Raw genomic sequence first — 22,843 nt, 5'->3', positions numbered from 1 at the left:
TTTTTCTTTCATCGCAAATTTAACAAAAACTATAAAACCCTATAATTTAATTTTATAACTGATCTTCTAGAGATTTTGTAATTGCCGTTTTCACTTTTCCAGTATGTTCGGTAGTTTTCGATTCTATCAACATAATCTTACATTCTTTCTTTGAAGAAACTCTATGATTCACTTCTTTTTTTACTACATACAAATCTCCTTTTCGCATCACAAAAGGTTTTTCATTTTCTATTTCCATCAAAAGTTCTCCTTCTAAAATAAAAAAAGATTCATCTTCATTTTCATGATTATGCCAAGGAATATCTTCTCCTAAAATCTTTGCAACTTTTATATATTGATTATTCACCTCTCCCACAACTTTTGGTGAAAAATAACTTTCTACTGTTTCTAGTTTATCTATTAAATTGATCATTTTTTTATTTTTATATATTTTAAAGCTTCCTCTTTTGTTTTAAAGAAAATCGAATATTCTTCATTTACAAAAGCATCATAAATTTGTTTGTTCTTTTCATATTTTTCTTTAAATCTTTTTAAATGATTTAGTTTTCGATCTACCTCAATTTTCTTATCAAAAAAAATTCTTCTTTTCTCATCTGACAAATTGGAAGTTTTAATATTTTTTAGAGAATCTCTTTTACTTTCAAATTTAGATAAGAGTGTTTTCTCAAATAGAAAGTTTTCTTTTTCCTTATTTAAATTTAAGTCCGAAATATAGAAAACATTTTTCTGAAATGAATTGATTAATAAAAAATCGAAATTATCTTCAAAACTTATATTTTCTAGAAAAATAAAAGTTGGTTTTGATCTATCTAATTTTGAAATAAATTCTAAAAATTCTTTTACTTTATCCTTAGTAATTACATAAAACTTATATTCTTCAAATTCAGAAGAATTATTTATTTTTTCATATCTCAATGTTGAATTTCTTTCCAAAAATGAAAGATAATTTTTCACTTCATAATCTTCTATATTCTCAAAAGTAAAATCGGAAATAACATCAAAAACTTTAAAATGATTTTCTGATTCTTTCGTTCTTTCCAATTCCCAATGAAATTCTGAAATTGTATCTTTTCCTTTACATATTTTAAAACCTAAAACTCCTCCATCTAAACCATTTTTATCTTCAATGTGATTATATTCTAAAGGAATTTTCTCAAACAAAGAATTTATTTTTTCGGGTTCTATCAGAAATACTTTTTCAAAAAATATTTGCGTAGAATCTAAAACGTACTTCTTTTTCTTATTTTCATAATGATAATAATGTTCATCTTTTTTATAAATAATCTTATTCTTATTTATTTCAATATAAAGATCGGGATAAAAAGACTCAGAATAACTTACTTCTAATTTTCTGATTTCATCTTTACAACTTGAAAATAAAATCAGCATAAATATTATTACTATCTTTTTCATAATTCTTTTTATATTTTCTCAAAAATAGCATTTTTATCTATTCTTCATCAAAAAACATATCTTTCATAGAAATCTTAGCCAATAACCGTGAAGCTTCTTTAGACTCGATTTTATGATATTTTTTTAAATACAATTTCAAATCCAACAATCCAGATTTTCTTTGTTTTATATCTAAAGCTAAAAATTCTTCTAAAGAGTTTTCTTTATTTTCTTTTTGAAATTCTTTAAACGCTTGATCTAGTTCTAATAATTTTTGTTCTGTTTTTGAAAGCATAACATTGATTTTTATTCAAATTTAATTTGTTTTTTGTTAATATTTAAAGATTCTTCTATATTTGACAACTTACTGCTATGAAATTCATTTTTACTAAAATAATTTAAGTTGTAGGAATAACAGGAATTCTTGTTGTAATTATGTCAAATATTATCTATAAAGTAATAGGTAAAAATCTATAAACTCTTTTCAAAATACCCCTAAACCAAAACTATGAAAGTAATACATTGGACACCAAAAGAAAATAAAAATCAAATTTTAGAAAATGGAATTTTAATATCCGACACTTGGATTTCATGTTCCATTCTTACACCATTTAAAAACTTAAATCGTTGGTGGCTTGACTTTTTACTAAATGATAAAGAATATGTTGGAATTATTTTTGAATTAGAAACAGAAGATTTCCCTTTAGTTCACAATCATTGGTGTATTGATTCAGATACAGAATATGATGACGACTTTAAAGTAATCTCCCAAAAAAGATATAATCTGAATGAAATATTATCTAATAATCCAAAGCCTATATTTAATAATTTAAAAGAACTAAAGCGTAATTATGCAGAAACGATAATTTGGAGAATAGGAAATACAGTAGATGATTTTAGTTTTTTAGATAAGGATGGTGTTTATCGTTCAGATAATAAAAAAACAATGGAAGCAGCTCTAAAACTAATTAAAGCGAATCCTAAAAAAGCAAAAAAAGTTTTTTTTGACAATTCTGATTTTATGGAATTTGTTTTTGAAGACTATGAAGTTCTTTTATTCAAAAATATCGAACCGAACAGAATTGAAAAAGTAATTCAAGCAAATACAAACTATTCTTATAATGATTTGATGAATGAAATAAAAAAAGATTATAATCTAGTGTGAAAAATGCTCATGAGCAATAAATAATATATACTCTCTATTATAGATAAATATCAAGAAACTACATGAAAAACAAATGATTAAAAAAATAATCGAAACTGTATAACTCAAAAAAATATAAAAAAACAATGAAAAGATTCCTACACTTATTAATATTCATTTCAATCTGTTCATTTGGACAAAATCAAAATTCTACAAGTTTAAAATTAACAGAAACGGATTCTTTGTATTTGACTTCAATTAAAAAATATATTGTTCTAGTTGAATCAAATTACAACAAAGTCGTGAACGAAAAACAGCCTAAAACAATTTTTGTAGAAGATGAAGATTATTTATACAGAATACCTGATTCTGTAAATGGATATCGAATTCAAAAATTCAGTTTAGGAGATAGTAAATTATTTAAGAAAAATAATAAAGAATTAAGATATGTGAAAATTTTTCCATTAGAAATAGATAAAGGAAAATTTAAAATACCGTTCGTTCATTTCTTTGCGAAGTTAAAAAAGAGAAATCATCTTGTTATAACTAATATTAATAGCTCATATGTCTTTTTTGAATTCAAAAATGGACATTTAATTTATGATAGAACAGAAAAATGATGAAATGTATTTTTTACTTTCTATGATTTATGGATTAGTTTATCTACAATTCCAATTTATATCTTTTATATTCATTTTCAAACCTTTTCCACTAACAATCGTTCACAAACCTTTTGACTCAAAGTCTCTGAAGGATGATTTTCATAACTAACCACCATACTATTATCAAAAATCTCTACAGATTTTATCGTAATTTTTGTGTTTAAAGAAATATTTCTACTATCTAAAAACTCCAAAAATTCTTTCGAAGAATGATTCAAAGCAATCAACATTACTTCCTCTCCTACTTCGTGTTCACTTAGTTTTTTATAATTTTTCTGAATGATATTTCCATCTTTATCTGGTATCGGAGAGCCGTGCGGATCTACTTTCGGATAATCCATCAACTCGTCCATTCGATCAAACAAAGCCGGTGCTTTTATATGCTCCACTTGTTCGGCAATTTCATGAACTTCTTCCCAACCAAATCCCATTTTTTCTACCAAAAACATTTCTGTTAATCGGTGCTTTCTCAAAATCAATGCAGCAGCTTTCCTTCCTTCTTCCGTAAGTTTCAAAGGTTTATATTTTGTATAGATTATCCATCCGTGTTGTTGCAAAGTTTTCACCATTGCATTAACCGTTGGTTTAGATACTTCTAACTCCGCACTCAATTCTGAGATGTTTACCTCAGCATTTTCATTTGCCAATCTATATAGGGCTTTTAAGTAGTTTTCTACTGTTGATGATACCATTTAAAAAATCAGTTTTCACAAAAATAGAAAAAAGTTTTCGTTTATTTTGTTAGAGTCATCTAACTTTATATATTTGCCAACCAAACATTAAAATTACTATAATGCTAACTAACTTTACTATAAAATCTAAATGGATTGGAATTGTACTACTTATGTTTGTTTCTATAAGCGTTCATGCACAAAATTCGCTTTCAGGAACAATAACTTCCAATAACAAACCTGTTGATTTTGCAAGTATTTATTTAAAAGGAACTCGACTTGGAACCTCAGCTGATGACCAAGGAAAGTTCGAATTGAACAATGTTCCTTCTGGAACTTTTACGGTTGTAGTATCTTCAATCGGATATAAAACGCTTAAAAAAACAATCACTTTTAATAACAATGAAAAATTAACGGTAAACTTCCAATTAGTAGAAGACAGCTCTCAACTTGATGAAGTTGTAGTTTCTGGAACCATGAAAGAAGTTTCCAAATTGGCAAGTCCAGTCCCTGTGGAAGTTTATACCGCAAAATTCTTTAAAGCAAACCCTACTCCTTCGATTTTCGAATCTTTACAAAATGTAAATGGTGTTCGTCCGCAATTAAATTGTAATGTTTGTAATACTGGAGATATTCACATCAATGGTTTGGAAGGTCCTTACACAATGGTTCTGATTGACGGAATGCCAATTGTAAGTGGATTATCAACGGTTTATGGTCTTACGGGAATTCCGCAATCGCTTATCGAGCGTGTGGAAATCGTAAAAGGTCCTGCTTCTACGCTTTATGGTTCGGAGGCTGTTGGTGGTCTGATTAATATTATCACAAAAAAACCTAGCGCTGCTCCTTTGGTTTCTACAGATGTTTTTGCTACAACTTGGGGAGAAGTAAATGCAGATGTTGGTGTAAGATATAGTTTAGGTAAAAAAGTTGATGGACTTTTAGGAGTAAATTATTTCAATTACAGCAATCCGATTGACAATAATAACGATGGCTTTACAGATGTGACGCTTCAAGATCGTATTTCAATTTTCAACAAATTCAGTTTTCAAAGAAAAGACAATCGAGTATTTACTATTGCTGGACGTTATGTTTATGAAGACCGATGGGGAGGAGAAATGAACTGGGAACCAAAATATCGTGGTGGTGACGAGGTTTATGGAGAAAGTATTTATACGAGCCGTTGGGAAACTTTTGGAATTTACCAATTACCAACTGAAGAATTGATTAATTTTCAATTTAGTGCCAACGGGCATAACCAAAACTCGGTATATGGTGATACAAAATATTTAGCAGATCAATATATTGGTTTTGGGCAATTGACTTGGAATAAAGTACTTGGAAAACATGATATTTTAACTGGAGTTGCTTATCGTTATACTTATTATGATGATAATACACCAGCAACCGCAAAAGGAGATGATTTAGAAAATAATCCTGCAATCACGCATTTACCAGGAGCTTTTATACAAGATGAAATTGAATTGAATCCTCAAAATACTTTGTTGTTAGGAATGCGATATGATTATAACAGTTTGCATGGTGGAATTCTGACGCCAAGAATTAACTATAAATGGTCTTCAAAAAACAATCGAAATGTATTACGTCTAAGTGTTGGAAATGGATATCGTGTGGCAAATGTGTTTACAGAAGATCATGCTGCGCTTACAGGAGCGAGAGATGTGGTTTTTGAAGATGAATTATTACCAGAAACTTCATGGAACGGAAATATTAATTTCGTAAAAAAGATTTATTTAGAAGGTGGAATTTTCATCGGATTGGATGCTAGTGCTTTTTATACCTATTTTTCAAACCAGATTTTACCAGATTATGAAACAGACCCGAACAAGATTATTTATAGCAATTTAGATGGTTCTTCGGTTTCTCAAGGAGTTTCTCTAAATGTAGATGTTGATTTTAAAAATGGTTTAAAAATCAATGCTGGAGGAACCTTGATGGATGTAACTGTGGAAGAAGATGGAAGAAAATACAGACAATTATTAACCGAAAGATTCCAAGGAGTTTGGAGCGCAGGATATACGATTAAATCTTTAGGTTTAACGATTGATTATACAGGAAATTTATACGGACCAATGCGTTTGCCAGTTTTAGGAGAATTGGATGACAGACCAGATTATTCGCCTTGGTGGAGTATACAAAATATTCAGGTGACGAAAAACTTTGGCGAGCATTTCCAACTTTATGGTGGTGTGAAGAATTTATTGAACTACACGCCTCCTTCAAATAGTATTGCTCGTGCTTTTGATCCTTTTGATGAAAATGTTGTTTTTGATACGGATGGACAAGTAGTTCCAACTCCTGATAATCCGAATGCTTTGACTTTTGATCCATCTTATGTTTTTGCACCAAATCAAGGAATTAGAGGATTTTTAGGATTCCGTTATACTTTAGATTAAATTTAAGGATGCAATCATTCCAAAAAATAATAATGCTGATAGTGGTTTCTTTACTGCCACTATTAGCTTTTTCTCAAACAAAGATTTCTACGTTTGAGCAAGTGGATAGTTTACAAAAAACAAATCCACGAAATATTGTTGTTTTTATACATACCGATTGGTGTAAATATTGCCAATCGATGAAACAAACTACTTTTAAAAATAAAAAAGTTGCACAAAAACTGAATGATCATTTTTGGTTTATAGATTTTAATGCTGAAGAAAAAAGAGATATTCAATTTGTTGGACATACTTTTAAATTCAAACCTACTGGAAGAAAAACTGGTATTCATGAATTGGCAGAACAACTAGGAACTGTAAACGGGAAAACTTCTTATCCTACCCTTTGTATTTTAAACGACAAATATGAAATCATTTTTCAATACGATCAATTTCTTTCTGCAGAGGATTTGTTGAAGGTTTTGGATGGAGTTTTTGGGGAATAATTTTTTTAATTAATAATTTTCACATAATTAACTTAATTATTGTTAATAATTTAATATTCTTTATATTTGAAAAAATATTCTATGACTATTACTTTTTTAACAAAATTCCATAGCTGGAGTAAAAGCAATAAATGTTCTTGCTTTATATGAAGCTTTAAAATTAATTAAATATGCAAGATAAAAAATTACTTGAAGGCGTTATATCAGATTATTATAATTCAGTAGAAGATTCTTTCAATTATAGATTAAAAAACACTTGGAAAATACAAATTTCTACTTTCTTCTTTATTCTCTCTACTGGATTTCTAATATTTAACATTTTACCATTTTTACCTGCAAGTATAGATAATTATCTTTTATGGCTTTTTTTAAAAATAAAAAACAATGTAATTTTTGAAAATGAGGAATATTCTTTTTGGATTCAATGGGCATTAGGTTCAATACTTTCAATTCTAATATTTGTAATTACATTTACTATATTTAGATACTGGAATATCAAAGAACATAAAAAGGCTATCAAAATTTCACATTTACAATTTTGTTACGCATATATTCTTAGAAAAGAAATTAAAAGTTTTTTGATTAACGAAAATGTTTCCCATCTAGAAAATATTTCTAAATATTTTAATATAGTCAATTCTGATCTTGTTTTAACTCCATTTTATAGTAATAATAAAGATCAAACAACCAAAATTGCTATTTATGAATTAAGAAATCTACTTTTAAAAAAATATAATTGGATTGAATTTAGCAAGGAGACTAATGAATTAATTGATGCATTTGAATCAATTAATTTAAAAATAAAGAATCGAATTACTCAAAAAGCTGAACTTGAAAAAGTAGTTCCTTTTGTTGATATTTTAACACTATATGAATTCAGCTTTATCAAACCAAATCTTAAAAATTTTCAGGAAATAGAATTAAAAGAGCAAAGATTTACATATCTAAAAGAAATTGTAAAAGAGCTTAATTTATTAAGTAATTATGAAGATTTGAATGAAATTGAAAGGACCAAAAAATCAAATATTAAATCTATTTTAAATTTCTTTGCAAATCTCTTTACAAGTTCAAATATTTTAATAATGTTTATAAGTTGGCTAATATTACTAATTATAATTTTTGTAGCAACTTCTATTTTGATAATAAAAAAAATAAATATAGAAGTTGACTCTACAATACTAATTGGTTTACTTTCTGCTCCATTTCTAGGAGCAATAACATTATCTGCAACTATTTACTCTAAAAACAAAAATAATTAACTACAATCAAATCATTAAAATTCAAAAAAAACTATTGATGTTGATTTAGCACCAAATCGAGATTTAGTTTATTTGTATTAATTGCTTAAACCATCATAATTAATTTTATTTCCCCATTTAAAATCAGTACAAACGAAATATCAATTATTCATATTTTATTAACATAAATACTATATTAAATATCATTATTTTGTTATTTTTGAAGAACATCATTAATTAACTTAATAAAATAACAAAACTCATTGTTATTATTATGTATCATCTAATAAAAAACTACTAGAATATGGCAAAAGTTAAATGTGAAATTGAATTACCAACAAGTATTATTGACGAAGTCGGAAACTTTTATTTTAATAATTCTCTTCAAGAAAACAAATCCATTTTTGATGGTAAAATTATTATACAAAATGATAATATTAACACCTCTGGTGCACTTACTATATTTGGTATAATTCATTCTCCTGAAGGTATTATTATTAAAATGAATGTTTTCGTAAATAACAACAAAATTAATAACGAACCAATTTTGGCTAATTATCAAGGAATAGGAAATTACAAACTAGAATATACAGCCCCATAAAAAAGAACAATGAAAAAAATTATACTCTTAATCTTATTAATTGGACAGAATACTATTTTACAAGCGCAAATAGTTAAGAATTCAGAAGGTAATAACACAATTTTATTTAATAATACTAATATTGGAATTGATATTGATAAAAGCGAAATTTCTTTTAATTCTAATAATTTTCTAAACTCTAAATTATCTTCATCTGGGTTAATATGGGGGGTTGATTTTACAACTAAAAACAAAGAAGGGATTGGTTCTATAATTAAATCATCAGATTTAACACCTTCATCGAATCTTAATATTACGTTTGGTTTCCAAATATCTAACGTTAAAAAAATGGGAGATAAGATTAACAAGCAAAGAACAGAACTTTCTAATGAATATAAACAAATTAACGAAAATTTCGAAAGCAAATATAGAACTATAATTCTCGAGGAGATAAAAAAAGATAAAAAAATAGTGTTAGAACAAAAAGAGTCTCCAATAATTCTTGATGAAATTAAAAATAAAATTGATAGTAATACAAATATATGTACTGGTTTATTCGACTTATTGTCTAAAAAAATAAAAAAATCAACAGATCCTATTGAGTTGAAATACTCTATCAAATACAGAGATCTAATAAAAAAAACAGATTATTATAAAAAACTTAAACAATTCTCTAAAAAAAATGAAATCTTAAATTCAAGTGTAAAGAACATTCTAAGCAATAAGGCATATATGAAACATGTTTTTTACACACATGGTGGCTTAAGCAATGAGAAGTTTAATACTTTTTCATCTTGGAACATTAATGATTTAGGAAAAAGCTTTAATGAAGTTAAGTTTAATGGATCTACTTTAGGATTAGGTTACAATTTAAGAGTTGGCGGAAATTGGATTTTTGGAGCAAAATATTCTTATCAAAAAACAAATAATTCTTCACTTTTAGCTTTAAATGAATATGAATATGAATCTGTTATATCTTCAAATAATACTACTTTTACTACAAAGGGTAAAAAATCAGCTTATTCTGGTGATTATGGAATAATTTATCTAAACAAAATTGAAATTGATGCATTAAATTATATATCAATAAATAAATCATTCCTTATTATTATCGACACTTACCTTAGAGTTAAAGAATCAAACAATGATTATTTATATGCCTCTCATACAGATTTAGGTTTAGCAAGTTCTTTCTTTAAAACAGGTGGAAAATTTTTAGGAGGAATATATCTTGAACTCCCTGATATTGATCAAAATATCGAAAGACAAAAAGTAGAACCTAAATATGAAAATTGGTATAATCGATTAAGTTTTGGTTTATATGCAAAATTTAGCTTTGACTCTTTATCAAAGTTAAATTTTTAAATACTCACTGTAAGACACTTAATATTTAAGATAGACAAATGAAGAATCAAGAACTTTGACTTACATAGAGTATTTTTCTTAAAGGAATCTTATATAATTTATGCAGATATATGCAACTTAAGGCCTAAATACAAAATATTCAAAAGAAAAAAATTTCAAACAAAAACTAACCTATATTTTAGGTTAGTTTTTGTTTTTAAATAAATTTCAGAATATTTACAATTTAAAAATGAAAAAACAGACTTACCTATTATTTATCTTAGTTTTTTTTCTAATAAATACTGGAATCTATGCTTGTACTTGTATTGGAAAAAGAACATTTAAAAAAGAAATAAAAAATTCAGATGCTGTGTTGGTAGGAAAGATAATTTCTAAAGAATTAATAACACTTGTTGATTCAACCGCAATTAAAATGTTCGCTAATGATAATATAATTGCAAAAGGACCACTTTACGAAACGGTTATTGCTAAATATGAATTGCTATTGACTTCCAAATACAAAGGGAATACAACGACAGATACAATAGTAATATATACTGGACTTGGCAATGGAGATTGCGGAGTACATTTTAAAATTGGGAGAAATTATGTTGTTTATAGTAAAAGTGAAACCTATTTTGGGCAGAAATATAATGATTGGCCGTTTCCAAAAGGAAAAAATATTTATTGGACAAATACCTGTTCAAGAGCAACCTTAGAAATCGAAAAAGAGATTCAAGAGATTGAAAAACATAGAAAGAAACAATGAAAAAACTAGCCACAACAACATTTAAACACAGTTTAAAAAAAATTCAGACTGTGAAAAATTCTTTGTTTTATTAGCCTAAAATTCGAAATAAACAAATTTCATTCAAAAACTCCCCTACATTTGATTTACTTCTATTAAAATAGTAGTTTTAGCCAAAATTGAGGTTTCAGTTATAAATCTTAGTTAAAGAAAAAATTGAATAAAAATGAAAAAGATTTTGAACCAAACAGAATAACAATTGAAAATGAATTAATACACCTATTTAAACATATAATTAATGAAAAATAAAGAAATCATATTATTACTAGCTTCTATCCTATTATTGAGCTGTAATTCTGATAGAAATAATCTTGAAATAATAAAAAAATTAGAAAAAGAAAGAGACTCCTTAAAAACAATTATTGATACTTTAAACACAAAATATATTTTTGATAATGCTTCTATTAGATTAATTGTAAATAAAGACTCTATAGAAAAAGTTGGAAGTGAATACAGCGGGGAATTTGTATTTGTTGGATACAACGAAAAATCTATAGTAAAATTCCATACTGGTAAAAAAGATTCGATTTTGAAATTAAACAATAATGGAGGTTATGACTTTAAAGGAAAAGTTGAAAATCCTGATAAAATTAAATTGATGATGGAATACCATCATTATAAAAAAGATATTGGTAAATATTTTGGAGCTAGAGTAATTTCTTTTGAAAAAATAAATATCGATAAATAAAAAGCTTTAAGAAATAATATGTAGTTAACATATTAGATGAACTAAAATTCAAAAAACTAACCTAAAAAATAGGTTAGTTTTTATTTTAAAATCAGTTTCAAACTTTTTACACCCTGAAACACTTTCTAAATATCTAAACAAAATCTTACATTTTTACATATTTCTATACTTAACAATTAAATAACTTAACTATTTAATTTATTTATGTTAATATTGTAGCTTTATTTTTATTAATTCAAAATAAGGTTGCATTCTGTATCCTCTTTTTGAAAATGAAATTAATTAAAAATTAAATTTTTATAATTATGAAAAAGTATTTATTCTTTATTTTATTAGTCACAGGAGTTATGGCTAATGCGCAAACCTCTACAGAATCTGAAGAGACAGATAGCCAAAAACGAATGACAAAATTCTCTAATGCAAAAAGACATGGTCTTAGTTTAGATGTAATTGCTGGACTTGTATTCCCTGCGTTTAATCCAAGATATGAGTATACACTAAATAAATATAGTAGTATTGGTGCAGATGTAAATATTAATTTTGATAATGAAAACGGAACAGAAATTATGGAAAAATTTTCGTTTTCACCTTTTTATCGTCAGTACTTTTTTTCAAAAGAAGATTTTGGAGCAAAAGGTTTCTATGGTGAAGGTTTTTTAAAATTATATACCTATGAAAATGAATACGATTTCTACTTTAATAATTATAGGGAGACAAAAACAGAAAGCTATTTTGAAACAGCTATTGGTGTAGGTATAGGATGGAAATGGGTAAGTAATTCTGGATTTCTTATTGATATAAATGGTGCATTAGGTCGTAACCTTGGTTTTGCAGACGATGAGGATAAACGTGATTTTACAGGGAGATTTGGTATCAATTTCGGGTGGCAGTTTTAAAAACTTTTAACTACCTACTAAAATATATTTTTGATAAATAAAAAAAGAGAAGTATGTACTTCTCTTTTTTTATGATTGTATTTTTATGAAGTTACAGCAGTACTTAAAATATGAATAAAATTTTTATTCCATCCATAAATATTCCCATAATACCCTCTTCCCCAAGTATATTCTGTATCAAAATATCCTTGATGAGATGTAATCAAATGATTAATATAATTTGTATTTCCTGATTGAGAAACTTGCGCAACGGCATTTTGAATAGGATATCTACTATCAATATCCCATATAATTCGAACTTTCCCATACATTTCTACTAATTTAATACTAGCTTTCATTTCTGTTGTAGCAGATACAGGTAAACTACAACCTAATTCTGATAATTGCTTTTTAATATCACTCATAACATAATAAACTTAAATTCCTACTCTATTTAAAATAGGCTTTTCGGATTTTGCCTTTGTAATAAAAACGGATAGCAGCCACTCAATCGAATAATTTGTTTTTGATTACATTACAAATATCAGATGATAACAGAATTCTTTTTAGAGTATAAATACCTAATTTTACAATATTCTAATATTTTTAACAGTAATTAAAATTGAAGAATCAATTTCCTAATCCTCATACAAAATCAAAATTTGTAATATAAATTATCACGTTTAAAATCTTATGAGAGAATTTTAATTGTTTTAAAACACACCCCAACTTCTCTCATAAAGTAGGACTGTCAGGCTCTAGTTTGATTTATCGAATTTTGATGATCGATGGTGCGAGTTTGTAAACGTGACCACATAAATGTTAGAAATAATGGGCACACTTTATAAAAGTGCGCCAGGTTTTAATTAAAAAATTAGGAGAACCTGATAACCCTGCTCTCAAGAAGGGAACTTAACAATCTATATAATTTAAATAAATTCAAACGTGATAAAGTTTAATAACAAAATTCTCTTCTTTTTTTATAAAACATAAACAATCCTTTAACGAAAAAACATCTGATTTATAGCTAACTTTATTGAAAAGAACAAAATCAGGATGCCAAAGAAGAACTCTCATAAATTCATAAGTATTTTTGCAGTTAGTATTTGTTTATACGGATATTTATCCATAAACATTGGGCTACCTGCCTACCCTTCTCTGACAACTTATTTCGATACTTCCAAATCTTTTGTAAAACTCTCGATTACGATTCTTCTTTTAGGTTTTGGTTTTTCACAATTTATTTGGGGAACTTTATCGGAGAAATTTGGTAGACGTTCTATTGTTATTGTTGCCACTGTTGTAGCTATTTTCGGGAGTATTTTGACTTCTATTTCCGAATCCATTTTATTTTTTACAATCGCCAGGTTTATTGAAGGTTTTGGAGCAGGTTATGCATCTGTTTTATCTCGGTCGATTATAGCAGATTCATCTAGTGAAAAAAGATTACACAAAATCATGTCACAATTAGTTGCAATCGTTGCTTTTGCTCCAGCTATTTCTCCGATTATTGGAGGTGAAATATTGCATATAACTTCTTGGAGAATGATTTATGTTGTTTTAGCAATTGTAGGAGGAATACTATTAATCAGCTCTGTAATCCAGTTAAAAGAAACACATAAATCAGCAGATAGAAATTTAAATTTAAAAGCTTGTTTAATTGTTATAAAAGAAGCTTTTCAGCATCGAAAATTTATGGGTTATTTCTTACCTTATAGCATTTTATTTAGCGGACTTATTACTTTTTACACCATCTCCCCTTATATTTTTATCGAACAATTTGATTTTAATGAAAACTCTTATAGTTACCTTCTACTTGTGATCGGAGCTTTTTATGCTTTTGGTTCTTTTTTATCAAGAAAATTAGCAAAAATTATTAATCCCAATAAAGTTTTACAAATTGGATATTCGCTTGCATTTTCTAGTGTAGCTTTTGCATTTCTTTTTTCTTTTTTAGGGTTATTTGATTTTTATGTCGTATTAATTACAATGAATATTTATGCAGTAAGTTGCGGGATCATTAGTCCGATTTGCAATACAAAAGCTATATTGGCTCTAGATAAAAAAAGTAATGAACGAGGAAATAAAGGAATTACTTCTTCCATTTTAGGTGGTGGAAATATGATTTTATCTAGTTTACTTTCGTTTTCTATTACCAATATTCTTTTTGATGATATGTTTAAACTAAGCTTCTATATCTCAGGTATTATATTAGTGAGTTTTTCTCTTTACTATCTTCTTATCCAACGATTAATCGTAAACCCTATAAAAGTAAAATAGCTTTTAAACATAAACAATCCTTTAACGGTAAAGCATCTAATTTATATTTAACTTTAAGTGAACCAAATACACCAGGATGCAAAAAAAGAACTCACACAGATTTATCAATTTATTTGCAATTTCCATTTCCTTATACGGATATCTGACCATAAATATCGGACTTCCAGCTTACCCTTCTCTCAAAGACTATTTTGGAACAAGCGAAGAATTAGTGAAATTTTCGATTACAGTTCTTTTATTAGGATTTGGTTTTTCTCAAATAATTTGGGGAGCTTTATCCGAAAAATACGGAAGAAGATTCGTTATAATTACTGCAATTACTATTTCTGTAATAGGAAGTTTATTAACTTCTCTCGCACATTCCATTGAGTTTTTTACGATTTCAAGATTTATCGAAGGTTTCGGAGCTGGTTTTGCCACAGTTCTTTCTCGAGCAATTATCGCTGATTCTTTAAAAGACAAAGCACTTCATAGAACTATTTCAAATATTGTTGCAATCGTTGCTCTTGCTCCAGCTATTTCCCCTATTATTGGAGGAGAAATTCTTTATTTAGCATCTTGGCAAACCGTTTATGTGGTTCTAACAATTATCGGTATTCTCTTGCTTTATAGTTCTTTTTTTCAGCTTAAAGAAACACATAAAAACCCAAATAAATCTCTGACTTTTAAAAAGATTTTACACATCATGTCGCAAATTTTTAGACATCGAACTTTTATGGGTTATTTTTTGACTTATAGTTTTATTCTTAGTGGTTTGATTACTTTTTATACCATTTCTCCTTATATTTTTATTAATCAATTTCAATTTACCGAAAACACTTACAGTTACCTTCTGATTGTTGTTGGTGGTTCCTATGCTTTTGGTTCTTTATTTTCTAAAAGATTAATAGAACATATGAATTCAGATCGAATCTTAGAACTTGGTTTTATAGTAGCATTTTCAAGTGCTTTACTGACTTTCATTTTCTATTTATTAGGAATCTACAATTTCTATATCGTTCTTGGCGCAATGATTCTTTATGGAGTTTCTTGTGGTTTTGTAAGTCCTATTTGTAATGCAAAAGCAATTAATGCTTTAGAAGGTGACAAAAAATCTTCAGGTCATAAAGGAATTACTTCTTCCATTTTAGGTGGAGGAATCATGATTTTCTCAAGTATTATGACTTTTGCTATTGCGAAAGTTCAGTTTGATTCTATCTTAAAAATCTGTATTTATATCACTTGTTTAGTTGTTGCAAGTTATAGTGTTTTCTGGCTTTTGGTTGAGAAAAAAAAAGTTCCGTTTAAAAATCTCTTTAGTTTTATCTTAGGAAAATAATTCTTTATTTATTTCAAATAGGATTTTTGATTAAAAACAACATTTGAAATATCTTTCTTATAAGGAGCTTTTTCACGAATTACTTTACATGGATTTCCTACAGCTACAGAATTCGATGGAATTGATTTTGTAACAACAGATCCTGCACCAATAATAACATTATCTCCTATTTCAACTTCAGGTAAAATCACAGTATTTGCTCCAATCCAAACAAAGTTTCCGATTTTGATAGGTTTTCCTTCTACATGAATAGTAAAATCTTCTAAATCATGGTTTGAAGAAATGATTTTCACTCCAGGACCAAACTCGATATTACTTCCAAACTCAATACCATTACTAGCTTGAATGTAATTTCCATGATTATCTCCTGGGTCACACATTATTCCTTTTGTAATATTTTCTGGACAAACAACTTTCGAAGTATAGTGTACTGGCCATTTCACTTTCGCATTAATTCGTAACAATTTTTGTGGAATGAAAAAGTTTAAAAAAAAACGAAAATATGAGCAATATCCGTATTTTGGTCTTATAAATTTTGGATAGGCGATAGTTAATATTTTCCCGAAAATTAAATAATCTATTTTTTGTTTGAAACTCACTTTATCTTTATGCATAGGTCAATTGCTTCATTAATTTTAAAAAATATAAAGTTATTAGAATGTAAAGAATACTTCCAAAAATAGAAAGAATTGTTATTCCATAAACTAAATCTTGAAATAGAAAACCAATATAGATTCCAACCAAATTTAGAATTAATAGTGTAGTATTAAATAAAAGTCCAAGTTTTAATTTATCAAAAATCACTAATAAACTACTAATTGGATTGAAACATATTCTACCTAGAATTAAAACAGAAACTACAGCTAAATAAATCCCTAAATCTTCATAAGACTTGCCAAAAAACAATTCTAAAAGATATTCACCAATTGTATTAGTTATAATAATAATTACTAGCATAACTAACACATTATTTCTAATTATTTTTTTAGAAAAAGAATATAATTCTTGTGGAATTTTCTCATAATATTCAACAGCTTTTTGGTAATAAACTTGTGTTATTGAAGACGAAATTACCATTAGAGGAATATTTAAAATCTTTAGAGCTATCGAATAAACACCTGCTGCTGATTTTGAAAAAAATATTCCAATCAAAATCGTTAAAATATGATTTGCAAAAGCATTTATTAGATTTGAAGGTAAACCAAAACGAATTAGATTTCTATACTCTTTATAAAAATTCTTAATCCCCCTATAACTTTCTTTTTTGACAAAATATTTTTTTTCTAAACTAAAAGAATAGATTACTAAAATTACAAATGTAGCAATTAAAAAACCGAATATAAGTCCCTGCTCTATTTCTAATTTAAAAAACAAAAACTGAATTAAAACTGTCAGAAAAGAATAAACAATTTTTGCATTTGCTATAATTTTAAATTTTTTGGCGAAAGTGAAATAATATTCACAATTTGATTTTATCGTAAAAACCAAACATCCGAGAACGGAAAGATAAAGCAAAGTAGAAATATCTGAAATTACTTCAAAAAAAGAAGAAAGCACAGCTATAATTCCAACAAAAACTGCAGTAAAAATAAATGCTAACGTAATAATCTTCACTAAAGTTTTGTTTGCAGCGTCTTTATTTTTAGAAAGAACTAAAACATTATCCAGATTTAAAGTAAAAAGAATAGATAATATACTCAAAGTCGAAATGAAAATTCCGAATTCTCCATAAATAGATTCTTCATATTCCTTTGCTAAATAAAGAGCTCCTAGCACATTTATTATTTGTGCAAACGTAGAGCCTTTTAGCATGGAGAAAATATTTCTCTTAAATTGACTACTATTCTTAGGTAAAATATTCAAGGTTTTTATTTTTTCCCAAATATATAAAACATCTAAGAGCCTTTTCGATTTAGAATAGAATTTATTCTAAGAACTTGTTTAAAATTAACTTCTCGCTCTACTTTGAGTATTTTCCGAATCGATAAACACTTCAAAAACTCCCCAAACTAGCAAAGAAATCCAAAATCCGTATCTAAAAAAACTTGAATATAAAAAGTGATTTATACTCAATATTCCTTGAATACACCAAAAACCAATTAGAATCAATTTAATGAAATCTAAAGTTCTTCTATATTTCTGTTTAAATACTTTGATTGCATAAAACAATAGAATCAAACCAAATGAAATGGATATTATTAAATTTCCTCCAGATAAGTGATTTACTTTGAAAACGATTCCAATTAATAATATTCCAATAGCAAATCTTACTGGACCATTAAATCTTCTTAATAAATTCATTGTGTTATAAAATTAAATCTTCCCTAAATACTTTCTGATAAACCATTCTAAACTCAAAAGAAAAACTAATAAACCAAGAAGCCATTCCCATGAAATCAAGTTTTCTTGCGTGATAATTTCTTTTTGTGTTTGTGTTATTTTCTGATCTTTTACCAAATCTTTTAGAAGAGAATTCAATTGGTTTGGGTAAATTGTTTTTCCACCAGTATTAGAAGCTAATTGATTTAATTTCTCTGTATTTGCTGAAACTAATTGTTTCTCTACATCAAAATCTATAATTTCAAAAAATCCTTGTTTCTTTTCTTTTTCATTTTCTACAGAAATATTAAAAGAATATTTACCTGCTGGAATTTCTTCTAAAGAAACTTCATTATAATTTTCCTTAGAACTAAAAGGTAATTTGTATGTTTTATTCGTTTCTGAATTTTTAATATCTAACCAAATTTTCGCTCTTGAATCAAAATTAAAATTAGAATCAAAATAAGAAGCAAAAATTTTATTTTCTTCGCTAGAAAGCATATTTTGATTATAATCTATTTTCAAACGATCTAGTTTTTTAGTTGAACTTAAATATTGGAAAAGCTTACTAAAAAGCATATCAAAATCCGAAAAAGATTGCTCATTTAAAAAGGATTGCATTCTCCAACGCCAAATATCTTCTCCAAAAAGAATTCCAATTTTTTGCTCATTATTCGGATTCATTGTTGCTAAAAGTGGCTCTTCTGTTTCAATTCCTTCCACTTGCTGATATAGCAAAACATCTGTAGGAACTTGAATCGAAACTTTCCCTAATTTTCCTTTTACGGGAGCAAAATCAGAAAAACCAATATCTTCTGTAATAAAAGGCATAAATCCAGAATTAAAACTTGGCGTAAAATTCTCCGTCAGGTTTCCAGATTTTTTCTCAAAATTATCTTGCGCATTATTTAAGAAATTCCAATCTGTACTAGCTCCTGTTATAACAAAATAGTTTTGATTTGTATTTTTTAATTGCTGAAAAACCTTTGAAAAACTTCTTGTTGGTTGGTATAAAATCACCAAATCATTTTCAGCTAAATTTCCTTTATAATCTTTAATATTTTCAAAAACAACAGACTGTTTTTTATCATTTGCTACAATTTTCTTGAACATTCCAACATCTGGATGTACGAAATCTGAAAGAATCAAAATCTTTGACTGCTCCTCCACTACTTCAACCACAAAATTCACATGATTATTCTGTGTGTTTTTTTCATTTAAATCAGAAGAAACCAAAGAAGCTCTATATTTATGAAAACCTTTTTTATTTGCTTTTAAATAGAAATTAATCGTTTCTGAAGTTTTATTCGCATCAAAATTCACATCTTGAGAAAAAACGGTGCTGTTTCCTTCTTTTACTAATAGTTTTGCCTTTATAGGTTGATTTCCTTCGTAATTTGTAAAAATCTCTACTGGAAAATTATTATCCAAAGCAGCATAACGATTGACATTTACTTGATTAATTTTTAAATCAGAATAAGAAATTGTATCACCTAAAATCACTGGATACACTTGTTGTTTTCCTTGAAAATATGCAAAATCATTTCCTTTTGTACTATTTCCATCCGAAAGTAAAAGCATTGGCGCTTTTTCATTCTTATAAACTCTTTCTACTTTTTGTAGAGCTTTTGAAATATCTGTTTGTTTTCCATCAAAATTCAAGGAATCTAAAACAGAAATATCTTCTGAAAATTGATAAAAATCTACATCAAATTTTTCTTCAATCTCCTTGTTACTTTCAATTATTTTAAATAAATCTCTGATAGACTTCTCATTATGTTCAACAGAAACTACAGAAGACGAATTATCTAATAAAACTGCAAGTTTTGGTTTTATGGTTTCGTAAGTCTTTCGAGTGATAACTGGATTTATAAAAAGAAGTAAAATCAAGAAAATACTTAAAGTTCTTAAACCAAATAAGAAGTAAATACTTTTTTCTTTTTTCTTTTCTCCAAAAAAATAGAATAAATATGATACTGCAATCGCTAAAACAAAAGCTAAAATAAGATAGAAAATAGTAGTTGTGTCAAACATGAATAATTCAAATTTTCATAAGTTGTAAAAATAGAATTTTTTATGTTGTAATGAAATAAGAACACAAAAAAACTGACTCGAAAATTTCAAGTCAGTTTTTAAATGATTTATTTTAAACCAGATTAAGCAGTAATCATACCACCATCTACGTTTAAAGTTTGTCCTGTAATATAAGAACTCATGTCTGAAGCTAAGAATAAACAAGCATTTGCAATATCTTCAGGGCTTCCTCCACGCTTTAAAGGAATTTCTTTTCTCCATCCTTCCACAGTTTCTTCTGGAAGTTTTGCAGTCATTTCTGTTTCAATAAATCCTGGTGCAATTGCATTACAACGGATATTTCTAGATCCTAACTCTAAAGCAACTGATTTTGTAAATCCTAACATTCCAGCTTTAGAAGCAGCATAGTTAGATTGTCCAGCGTTTCCTTGTACTCCAACTACAGAACTCATGTTGATGATAGAACCTTTACGTTGCTTCATCATTGGGCGAATTACTGCTTTTGTTAAGTTGAAAACTGACTTTAAGTTTACATTCATTACTTTATCAAAATCTTCTTCTGAAATACGCATCAATAAGTTGTCTTTCGTAATTCCTGCATTGTTGATTAATACATCAACAGTTCCGAAATCCTTAACAACCTCAGCTACTAAATCTTGAGCAGCTTGAAAATCTGCAGCATTTGATTGGTAACCTTTAGCTTTAATTCCTAATGCATTTAATTCATTTTCTAAAGCGTTCGCTGCATCTACAGAAGAACTATATGTAAAAACAACATTAGCTCCTTGCTCTGCAAATTTTTGAGCGATTCCTTTTCCGATTCCTCGTGTAGCTCCAGTTATTAAAACTGTCTTATTTTCAAGAAGTTTCATAATTTTCTTATTTTTTTAATGAAAAATCAAATATAGCAATAATGTTTATTTGAAAAAGCTTCCTTTTAAAAAAAATAATTTAAGTTCTTAATACAATTCATTTACTAGTTATTTTATTACCTAAAATCATTAAATTTTTATACTCATTTAACAAGTTAACATTTAAACGGTTAATATAATTTACCATTTATTAACATTTAAACATTAATTCGTATTAATCACAATATACTGAAAATAAACATTTATATTAACTAAATTTAACATGATATTGATAATATAGTATCAGTTTTTTAGATTTTTTTTATTTAAATTGCAATACATTTTTTAACAAAAAACTTAATATATATGACAGAAAAAGGTACATCATCAGCACCTATGATTTTAGGGATCATTGGAGGAGTAATTGGAATTCCATCAGCATTATGTGCTGGAGTTTGTGGAACTGTAGCAGGAGGTTTAGGTGCTGCAAACTTAGAAAAAATGGGAGAACTTAATGAAAATGCAACTGAAGAAGATGTCGTAAATGCTCTTAATAGTATTAATGAATCTGGAATCAGTGAAGCAGCTTCTACAACTGGAAGTATTATTTTATGGGTTGGAATTATTGCTGCAATTTTGGGATTAGTTGGTGGAATTATGGGGAAACCAAAACCAACAGTAGCTGGTGCACTAATGATTCTTGCTGCATTAATGGCAATGTCTTCAGTATTTGTAGGAAACTTACTTTCTTTATTAGTTGGAGCATTATTCTTAATTGGAGGAATCTTATGTTTCACTCAAAAGAAAGAAACAGTTACTATCGCTTAAGAATAGATTGAATTATAATAAAATTAAAGATAAAAAAGGCTACGTTTTGTAGCCTTTTTTTTGAACCTATTTAAAATTGTATCAGAATTGTTTTATAGCTTATTAAAATACTATTTTGAAAGCTTTTTTAGAATTCATAGTATTGCTATGGATGAAAAAAAAGATAAAAAAGAGCTTTTAAGAAGTGTATAAAACTTTTTGATTTAAATTTAAACAGGTTCTTATAAATCAGTATAAATAATAAATACGGAAATTCCGACTAAAACTATTATTTGTAACCATTTCAAAATAATTTGAAACTTATCATTTTCACGTAAAAAAGAAGTTAGTTTATCTGCCAAAACTGCCATACTTGAAAAAATAATAAAAGCTTGTAACATAAAAACTAATCCTAAAACATAAATCTGTACTGTTACATTTCCTAAAGAATCATCAATAAAACTTGGAAAAAGAGCTAAAAAGAAAATCGTTACTTTGGGATTTAAAACATTCATGATAAATCCTTGTCTAAATAATTTCAGTAAAGAAGTATTATTATTTGTTTTTACATTCAAATCAATAACAGCACTTGCTCTATAGGTTTTATAAGCCAAATACAAAAGGTAGAAAACTCCAAAGAATTTAATAATTGTATAAATAATTTCAGATTCTTTGATTAAAGCAGAAACTCCAAATGCAATTAAAGTTGTGTGTACTATAATCCCAGAAACCAAACCTGCAGCTGTAGAAATCGCATACTTCTTACCATTCGAGATACTCTGGATCAAAACATAAATAATATCTGGTCCTGGCATAATTGTAAGCAAAATGGATGCTGTCAAAAATGAAAATAATAAATCTATATTCATAAAATTATGTGTTTAATTTTGCAAAATTAGATTTTTAATTTAAAGTGCAAAATTTTATTTA

The 22,843-nt window shown here is 27.2% G+C and carries 24 protein-coding genes; 13 read left to right on the top strand and 11 right to left on the bottom strand.

What is annotated here, in order from left to right; all coding sequences use genetic code 11:
• Positions 1-52: 52 nt before the first annotated feature.
• The 3 genes from I0K12_RS12155 to I0K12_RS12145 are packed head-to-tail and all read right to left on the bottom strand — an operon-like array spanning position 53 to position 1,687.
• Complete coding sequence (locus I0K12_RS12155) at positions 53-412, bottom strand: cupin domain-containing protein (RefSeq protein WP_196888388.1); 360 nt, start codon at positions 410-412, stop codon at positions 53-55.
• Positions 409-1,413: a hypothetical protein gene (locus I0K12_RS12150; RefSeq protein ID WP_196888387.1), complete on the bottom strand. Its 1,005-nt coding sequence runs from the start codon at positions 1,411-1,413 to the stop codon at positions 409-411. Before I0K12_RS12150 ends, I0K12_RS12155 begins: the two co-directional genes overlap by 4 nt.
• 37 nt (positions 1,414-1,450) lie before the next feature.
• Positions 1,451-1,687, bottom strand: coding sequence for a hypothetical protein (locus tag I0K12_RS12145; protein WP_196888386.1), 237 nt, complete (start codon positions 1,685-1,687; stop codon positions 1,451-1,453).
• A gap of 213 nt (positions 1,688-1,900) precedes the next feature.
• Between I0K12_RS12145 and I0K12_RS12140 the strand changes: the two genes are divergently transcribed.
• Together I0K12_RS12140 and I0K12_RS12135 are read left to right on the top strand one after the other, a co-directional pair.
• Entirely contained in the window at positions 1,901-2,557 is a 657-nt protein-coding gene (locus I0K12_RS12140; RefSeq protein WP_196888385.1) for a hypothetical protein, read from the top strand.
• A gap of 125 nt (positions 2,558-2,682) precedes the next feature.
• Positions 2,683-3,156, top strand: a complete 474-nt coding sequence (locus I0K12_RS12135) for a hypothetical protein (protein ID WP_196888384.1) — start codon at positions 2,683-2,685, stop codon at positions 3,154-3,156.
• Between the two features lie 77 nt (positions 3,157-3,233).
• Here I0K12_RS12135 and I0K12_RS12130 read toward each other — a convergent pair whose 3' ends face one another.
• The gene (locus tag I0K12_RS12130) at positions 3,234-3,890 is read right to left on the bottom strand and encodes a metal-dependent transcriptional regulator (RefSeq protein ID WP_196888383.1); all 657 of its coding nucleotides are present in this window, start codon (positions 3,888-3,890) and stop codon (positions 3,234-3,236) included.
• Between the two features lie 101 nt (positions 3,891-3,991).
• On the opposite strand from I0K12_RS12130, the gene I0K12_RS12125 reads away from it, so the two are divergent.
• The 8 genes from I0K12_RS12125 to I0K12_RS12090 all read left to right on the top strand — a co-directional run bounded on the left by I0K12_RS12125 (position 3,992) and on the right by I0K12_RS12090 (position 12,325).
• Complete coding sequence (locus I0K12_RS12125; RefSeq protein WP_196888382.1) at positions 3,992-6,286, top strand: TonB-dependent receptor; 2,295 nt, start codon at positions 3,992-3,994, stop codon at positions 6,284-6,286.
• A gap of 32 nt (positions 6,287-6,318) precedes the next feature.
• Entirely contained in the window at positions 6,319-6,771 is a 453-nt protein-coding gene (locus I0K12_RS12120; protein WP_196888381.1) for a thioredoxin family protein, read from the top strand.
• Positions 6,772-6,941: 170 nt separating this feature from the next.
• Positions 6,942-8,030 carry a hypothetical protein gene (locus I0K12_RS12115; RefSeq protein WP_196888380.1) on the top strand — a complete coding sequence of 363 codons (1,089 nt, stop codon included), beginning with the start codon at positions 6,942-6,944 and terminating at the stop codon, positions 8,028-8,030.
• 283 nt (positions 8,031-8,313) lie between these two features.
• Positions 8,314-8,610 carry a hypothetical protein gene (locus I0K12_RS12110; RefSeq protein ID WP_196888379.1) on the top strand — a complete coding sequence of 99 codons (297 nt, stop codon included), beginning with the start codon at positions 8,314-8,316 and terminating at the stop codon, positions 8,608-8,610.
• Positions 8,611-8,619: 9 nt separating this feature from the next.
• Positions 8,620-9,954, top strand: a complete 1,335-nt coding sequence (locus tag I0K12_RS12105; RefSeq protein ID WP_196888378.1) for a hypothetical protein — start codon at positions 8,620-8,622, stop codon at positions 9,952-9,954.
• Positions 9,955-10,183: 229 nt separating this feature from the next.
• The gene (locus tag I0K12_RS12100) at positions 10,184-10,702 is read left to right on the top strand and encodes a hypothetical protein (protein WP_196888377.1); all 519 of its coding nucleotides are present in this window, start codon (positions 10,184-10,186) and stop codon (positions 10,700-10,702) included.
• A 277-nt stretch (positions 10,703-10,979) separates the two neighbouring features.
• The gene (locus tag I0K12_RS12095; RefSeq protein WP_196888376.1) at positions 10,980-11,429 is read left to right on the top strand and encodes a hypothetical protein; all 450 of its coding nucleotides are present in this window, start codon (positions 10,980-10,982) and stop codon (positions 11,427-11,429) included.
• Positions 11,430-11,734: 305 nt separating this feature from the next.
• Positions 11,735-12,325: a DUF3575 domain-containing protein gene (locus I0K12_RS12090; protein ID WP_196888375.1), complete on the top strand. Its 591-nt coding sequence runs from the start codon at positions 11,735-11,737 to the stop codon at positions 12,323-12,325.
• An 83-nt stretch (positions 12,326-12,408) separates the two neighbouring features.
• Here the strand turns inward: I0K12_RS12090 and I0K12_RS12085 are convergent, their stop codons facing one another.
• On the bottom strand, positions 12,409-12,729 hold the full coding sequence (locus I0K12_RS12085; protein WP_196888374.1) for a hypothetical protein: 321 nt from the start codon (positions 12,727-12,729) through the stop codon (positions 12,409-12,411).
• Between the two features lie 631 nt (positions 12,730-13,360).
• On the opposite strand from I0K12_RS12085, the gene I0K12_RS12080 reads away from it, so the two are divergent.
• Both I0K12_RS12080 and I0K12_RS12075 read left to right on the top strand, forming a co-directional pair.
• Entirely contained in the window at positions 13,361-14,584 is a 1,224-nt protein-coding gene (locus tag I0K12_RS12080) for a multidrug effflux MFS transporter (RefSeq protein WP_196888373.1), read from the top strand.
• A gap of 76 nt (positions 14,585-14,660) precedes the next feature.
• Positions 14,661-15,902 (top strand): multidrug effflux MFS transporter, encoded by a 1,242-nt coding sequence (locus tag I0K12_RS12075; RefSeq protein WP_196888372.1) that lies wholly within the window; start codon positions 14,661-14,663, stop codon positions 15,900-15,902.
• An 8-nt stretch (positions 15,903-15,910) separates the two neighbouring features.
• Here I0K12_RS12075 and I0K12_RS12070 read toward each other — a convergent pair whose 3' ends face one another.
• The 5 genes from I0K12_RS12070 to fabG form a co-directional block, all read right to left on the bottom strand.
• Complete coding sequence (locus I0K12_RS12070; protein ID WP_196888371.1) at positions 15,911-16,516, bottom strand: DapH/DapD/GlmU-related protein; 606 nt, start codon at positions 16,514-16,516, stop codon at positions 15,911-15,913.
• Positions 16,509-17,765: an oligosaccharide flippase family protein gene (locus I0K12_RS12065; RefSeq protein WP_255552895.1), complete on the bottom strand. Its 1,257-nt coding sequence runs from the start codon at positions 17,763-17,765 to the stop codon at positions 16,509-16,511. Before I0K12_RS12065 ends, I0K12_RS12070 begins: the two co-directional genes overlap by 8 nt.
• An 84-nt stretch (positions 17,766-17,849) precedes the next feature.
• Positions 17,850-18,203: a hypothetical protein gene (locus I0K12_RS12060; protein ID WP_196888369.1), complete on the bottom strand. Its 354-nt coding sequence runs from the start codon at positions 18,201-18,203 to the stop codon at positions 17,850-17,852.
• A gap of 12 nt (positions 18,204-18,215) precedes the next feature.
• Positions 18,216-20,255 (bottom strand): vWA domain-containing protein, encoded by a 2,040-nt coding sequence (locus I0K12_RS12055; protein WP_196888368.1) that lies wholly within the window; start codon positions 20,253-20,255, stop codon positions 18,216-18,218.
• A 122-nt stretch (positions 20,256-20,377) separates the two neighbouring features.
• Positions 20,378-21,127 (bottom strand): 3-oxoacyl-[acyl-carrier-protein] reductase, encoded by a 750-nt coding sequence (gene fabG / locus I0K12_RS12050; RefSeq protein WP_196888367.1) that lies wholly within the window; start codon positions 21,125-21,127, stop codon positions 20,378-20,380.
• A 345-nt stretch (positions 21,128-21,472) separates the two neighbouring features.
• On the opposite strand from fabG, the gene I0K12_RS12045 reads away from it, so the two are divergent.
• On the top strand, positions 21,473-21,934 hold the full coding sequence (locus tag I0K12_RS12045; protein WP_196888366.1) for a DUF4064 domain-containing protein: 462 nt from the start codon (positions 21,473-21,475) through the stop codon (positions 21,932-21,934).
• 221 nt (positions 21,935-22,155) lie between these two features.
• On the opposite strand, the gene I0K12_RS12040 is transcribed toward I0K12_RS12045, so the two are convergent.
• Entirely contained in the window at positions 22,156-22,782 is a 627-nt protein-coding gene (locus tag I0K12_RS12040) for a LysE family translocator (RefSeq protein ID WP_196888365.1), read from the bottom strand.
• Between the last annotated feature and the right edge of the window lie 61 nt (positions 22,783-22,843).

This window comes from Aureivirga sp. CE67 (assembly GCF_015767245.1).
Classification (GTDB): Bacteria; Bacteroidota; Bacteroidia; order Flavobacteriales; family Flavobacteriaceae; genus Aureivirga.
This window is presented reverse-complemented; position numbering and strand designations above follow the sequence as displayed.

What these genes read in the sequence shown, in the direction of transcription:
- I0K12_RS12070 (WP_196888371.1), bottom strand. Translation starts at nt 16,516, where the DNA reads ATGCATAAAGATAAAGTGAGTTTCAAACAAAAAATAGATTATTTAATT.
- I0K12_RS12100 (WP_196888377.1), top strand. Translation starts at nt 10,184, where the DNA reads ATGAAAAAACAGACTTACCTATTATTTATCTTAGTTTTTTTTCTAATA.
- I0K12_RS12110 (WP_196888379.1), top strand. Translation starts at nt 8,314, where the DNA reads ATGGCAAAAGTTAAATGTGAAATTGAATTACCAACAAGTATTATTGAC.
- fabG (WP_196888367.1), bottom strand. Translation starts at nt 21,127, where the DNA reads ATGAAACTTCTTGAAAATAAGACAGTTTTAATAACTGGAGCTACACGA.
- I0K12_RS12075 (WP_196888372.1), top strand. Translation starts at nt 14,661, where the DNA reads ATGCAAAAAAAGAACTCACACAGATTTATCAATTTATTTGCAATTTCC.
- I0K12_RS12125 (WP_196888382.1), top strand. Translation starts at nt 3,992, where the DNA reads ATGCTAACTAACTTTACTATAAAATCTAAATGGATTGGAATTGTACTA.
- I0K12_RS12040 (WP_196888365.1), bottom strand. Translation starts at nt 22,782, where the DNA reads ATGAATATAGATTTATTATTTTCATTTTTGACAGCATCCATTTTGCTT.
- I0K12_RS12095 (WP_196888376.1), top strand. Translation starts at nt 10,980, where the DNA reads ATGAAAAATAAAGAAATCATATTATTACTAGCTTCTATCCTATTATTG.
- I0K12_RS12155 (WP_196888388.1), bottom strand. Translation starts at nt 412, where the DNA reads ATGATCAATTTAATAGATAAACTAGAAACAGTAGAAAGTTATTTTTCA.
- I0K12_RS12115 (WP_196888380.1), top strand. Translation starts at nt 6,942, where the DNA reads ATGCAAGATAAAAAATTACTTGAAGGCGTTATATCAGATTATTATAAT.
- I0K12_RS12120 (WP_196888381.1), top strand. Translation starts at nt 6,319, where the DNA reads ATGCTGATAGTGGTTTCTTTACTGCCACTATTAGCTTTTTCTCAAACA.
- I0K12_RS12105 (WP_196888378.1), top strand. Translation starts at nt 8,620, where the DNA reads ATGAAAAAAATTATACTCTTAATCTTATTAATTGGACAGAATACTATT.
- I0K12_RS12045 (WP_196888366.1), top strand. Translation starts at nt 21,473, where the DNA reads ATGACAGAAAAAGGTACATCATCAGCACCTATGATTTTAGGGATCATT.
- I0K12_RS12055 (WP_196888368.1), bottom strand. Translation starts at nt 20,255, where the DNA reads ATGTTTGACACAACTACTATTTTCTATCTTATTTTAGCTTTTGTTTTA.
- I0K12_RS12135 (WP_196888384.1), top strand. Translation starts at nt 2,683, where the DNA reads ATGAAAAGATTCCTACACTTATTAATATTCATTTCAATCTGTTCATTT.
- I0K12_RS12080 (WP_196888373.1), top strand. Translation starts at nt 13,361, where the DNA reads ATGCCAAAGAAGAACTCTCATAAATTCATAAGTATTTTTGCAGTTAGT.
- I0K12_RS12150 (WP_196888387.1), bottom strand. Translation starts at nt 1,413, where the DNA reads ATGAAAAAGATAGTAATAATATTTATGCTGATTTTATTTTCAAGTTGT.
- I0K12_RS12085 (WP_196888374.1), bottom strand. Translation starts at nt 12,729, where the DNA reads ATGAGTGATATTAAAAAGCAATTATCAGAATTAGGTTGTAGTTTACCT.
- I0K12_RS12060 (WP_196888369.1), bottom strand. Translation starts at nt 18,203, where the DNA reads ATGAATTTATTAAGAAGATTTAATGGTCCAGTAAGATTTGCTATTGGA.
- I0K12_RS12090 (WP_196888375.1), top strand. Translation starts at nt 11,735, where the DNA reads ATGAAAAAGTATTTATTCTTTATTTTATTAGTCACAGGAGTTATGGCT.
- I0K12_RS12130 (WP_196888383.1), bottom strand. Translation starts at nt 3,890, where the DNA reads ATGGTATCATCAACAGTAGAAAACTACTTAAAAGCCCTATATAGATTG.
- I0K12_RS12145 (WP_196888386.1), bottom strand. Translation starts at nt 1,687, where the DNA reads ATGCTTTCAAAAACAGAACAAAAATTATTAGAACTAGATCAAGCGTTT.
- I0K12_RS12140 (WP_196888385.1), top strand. Translation starts at nt 1,901, where the DNA reads ATGAAAGTAATACATTGGACACCAAAAGAAAATAAAAATCAAATTTTA.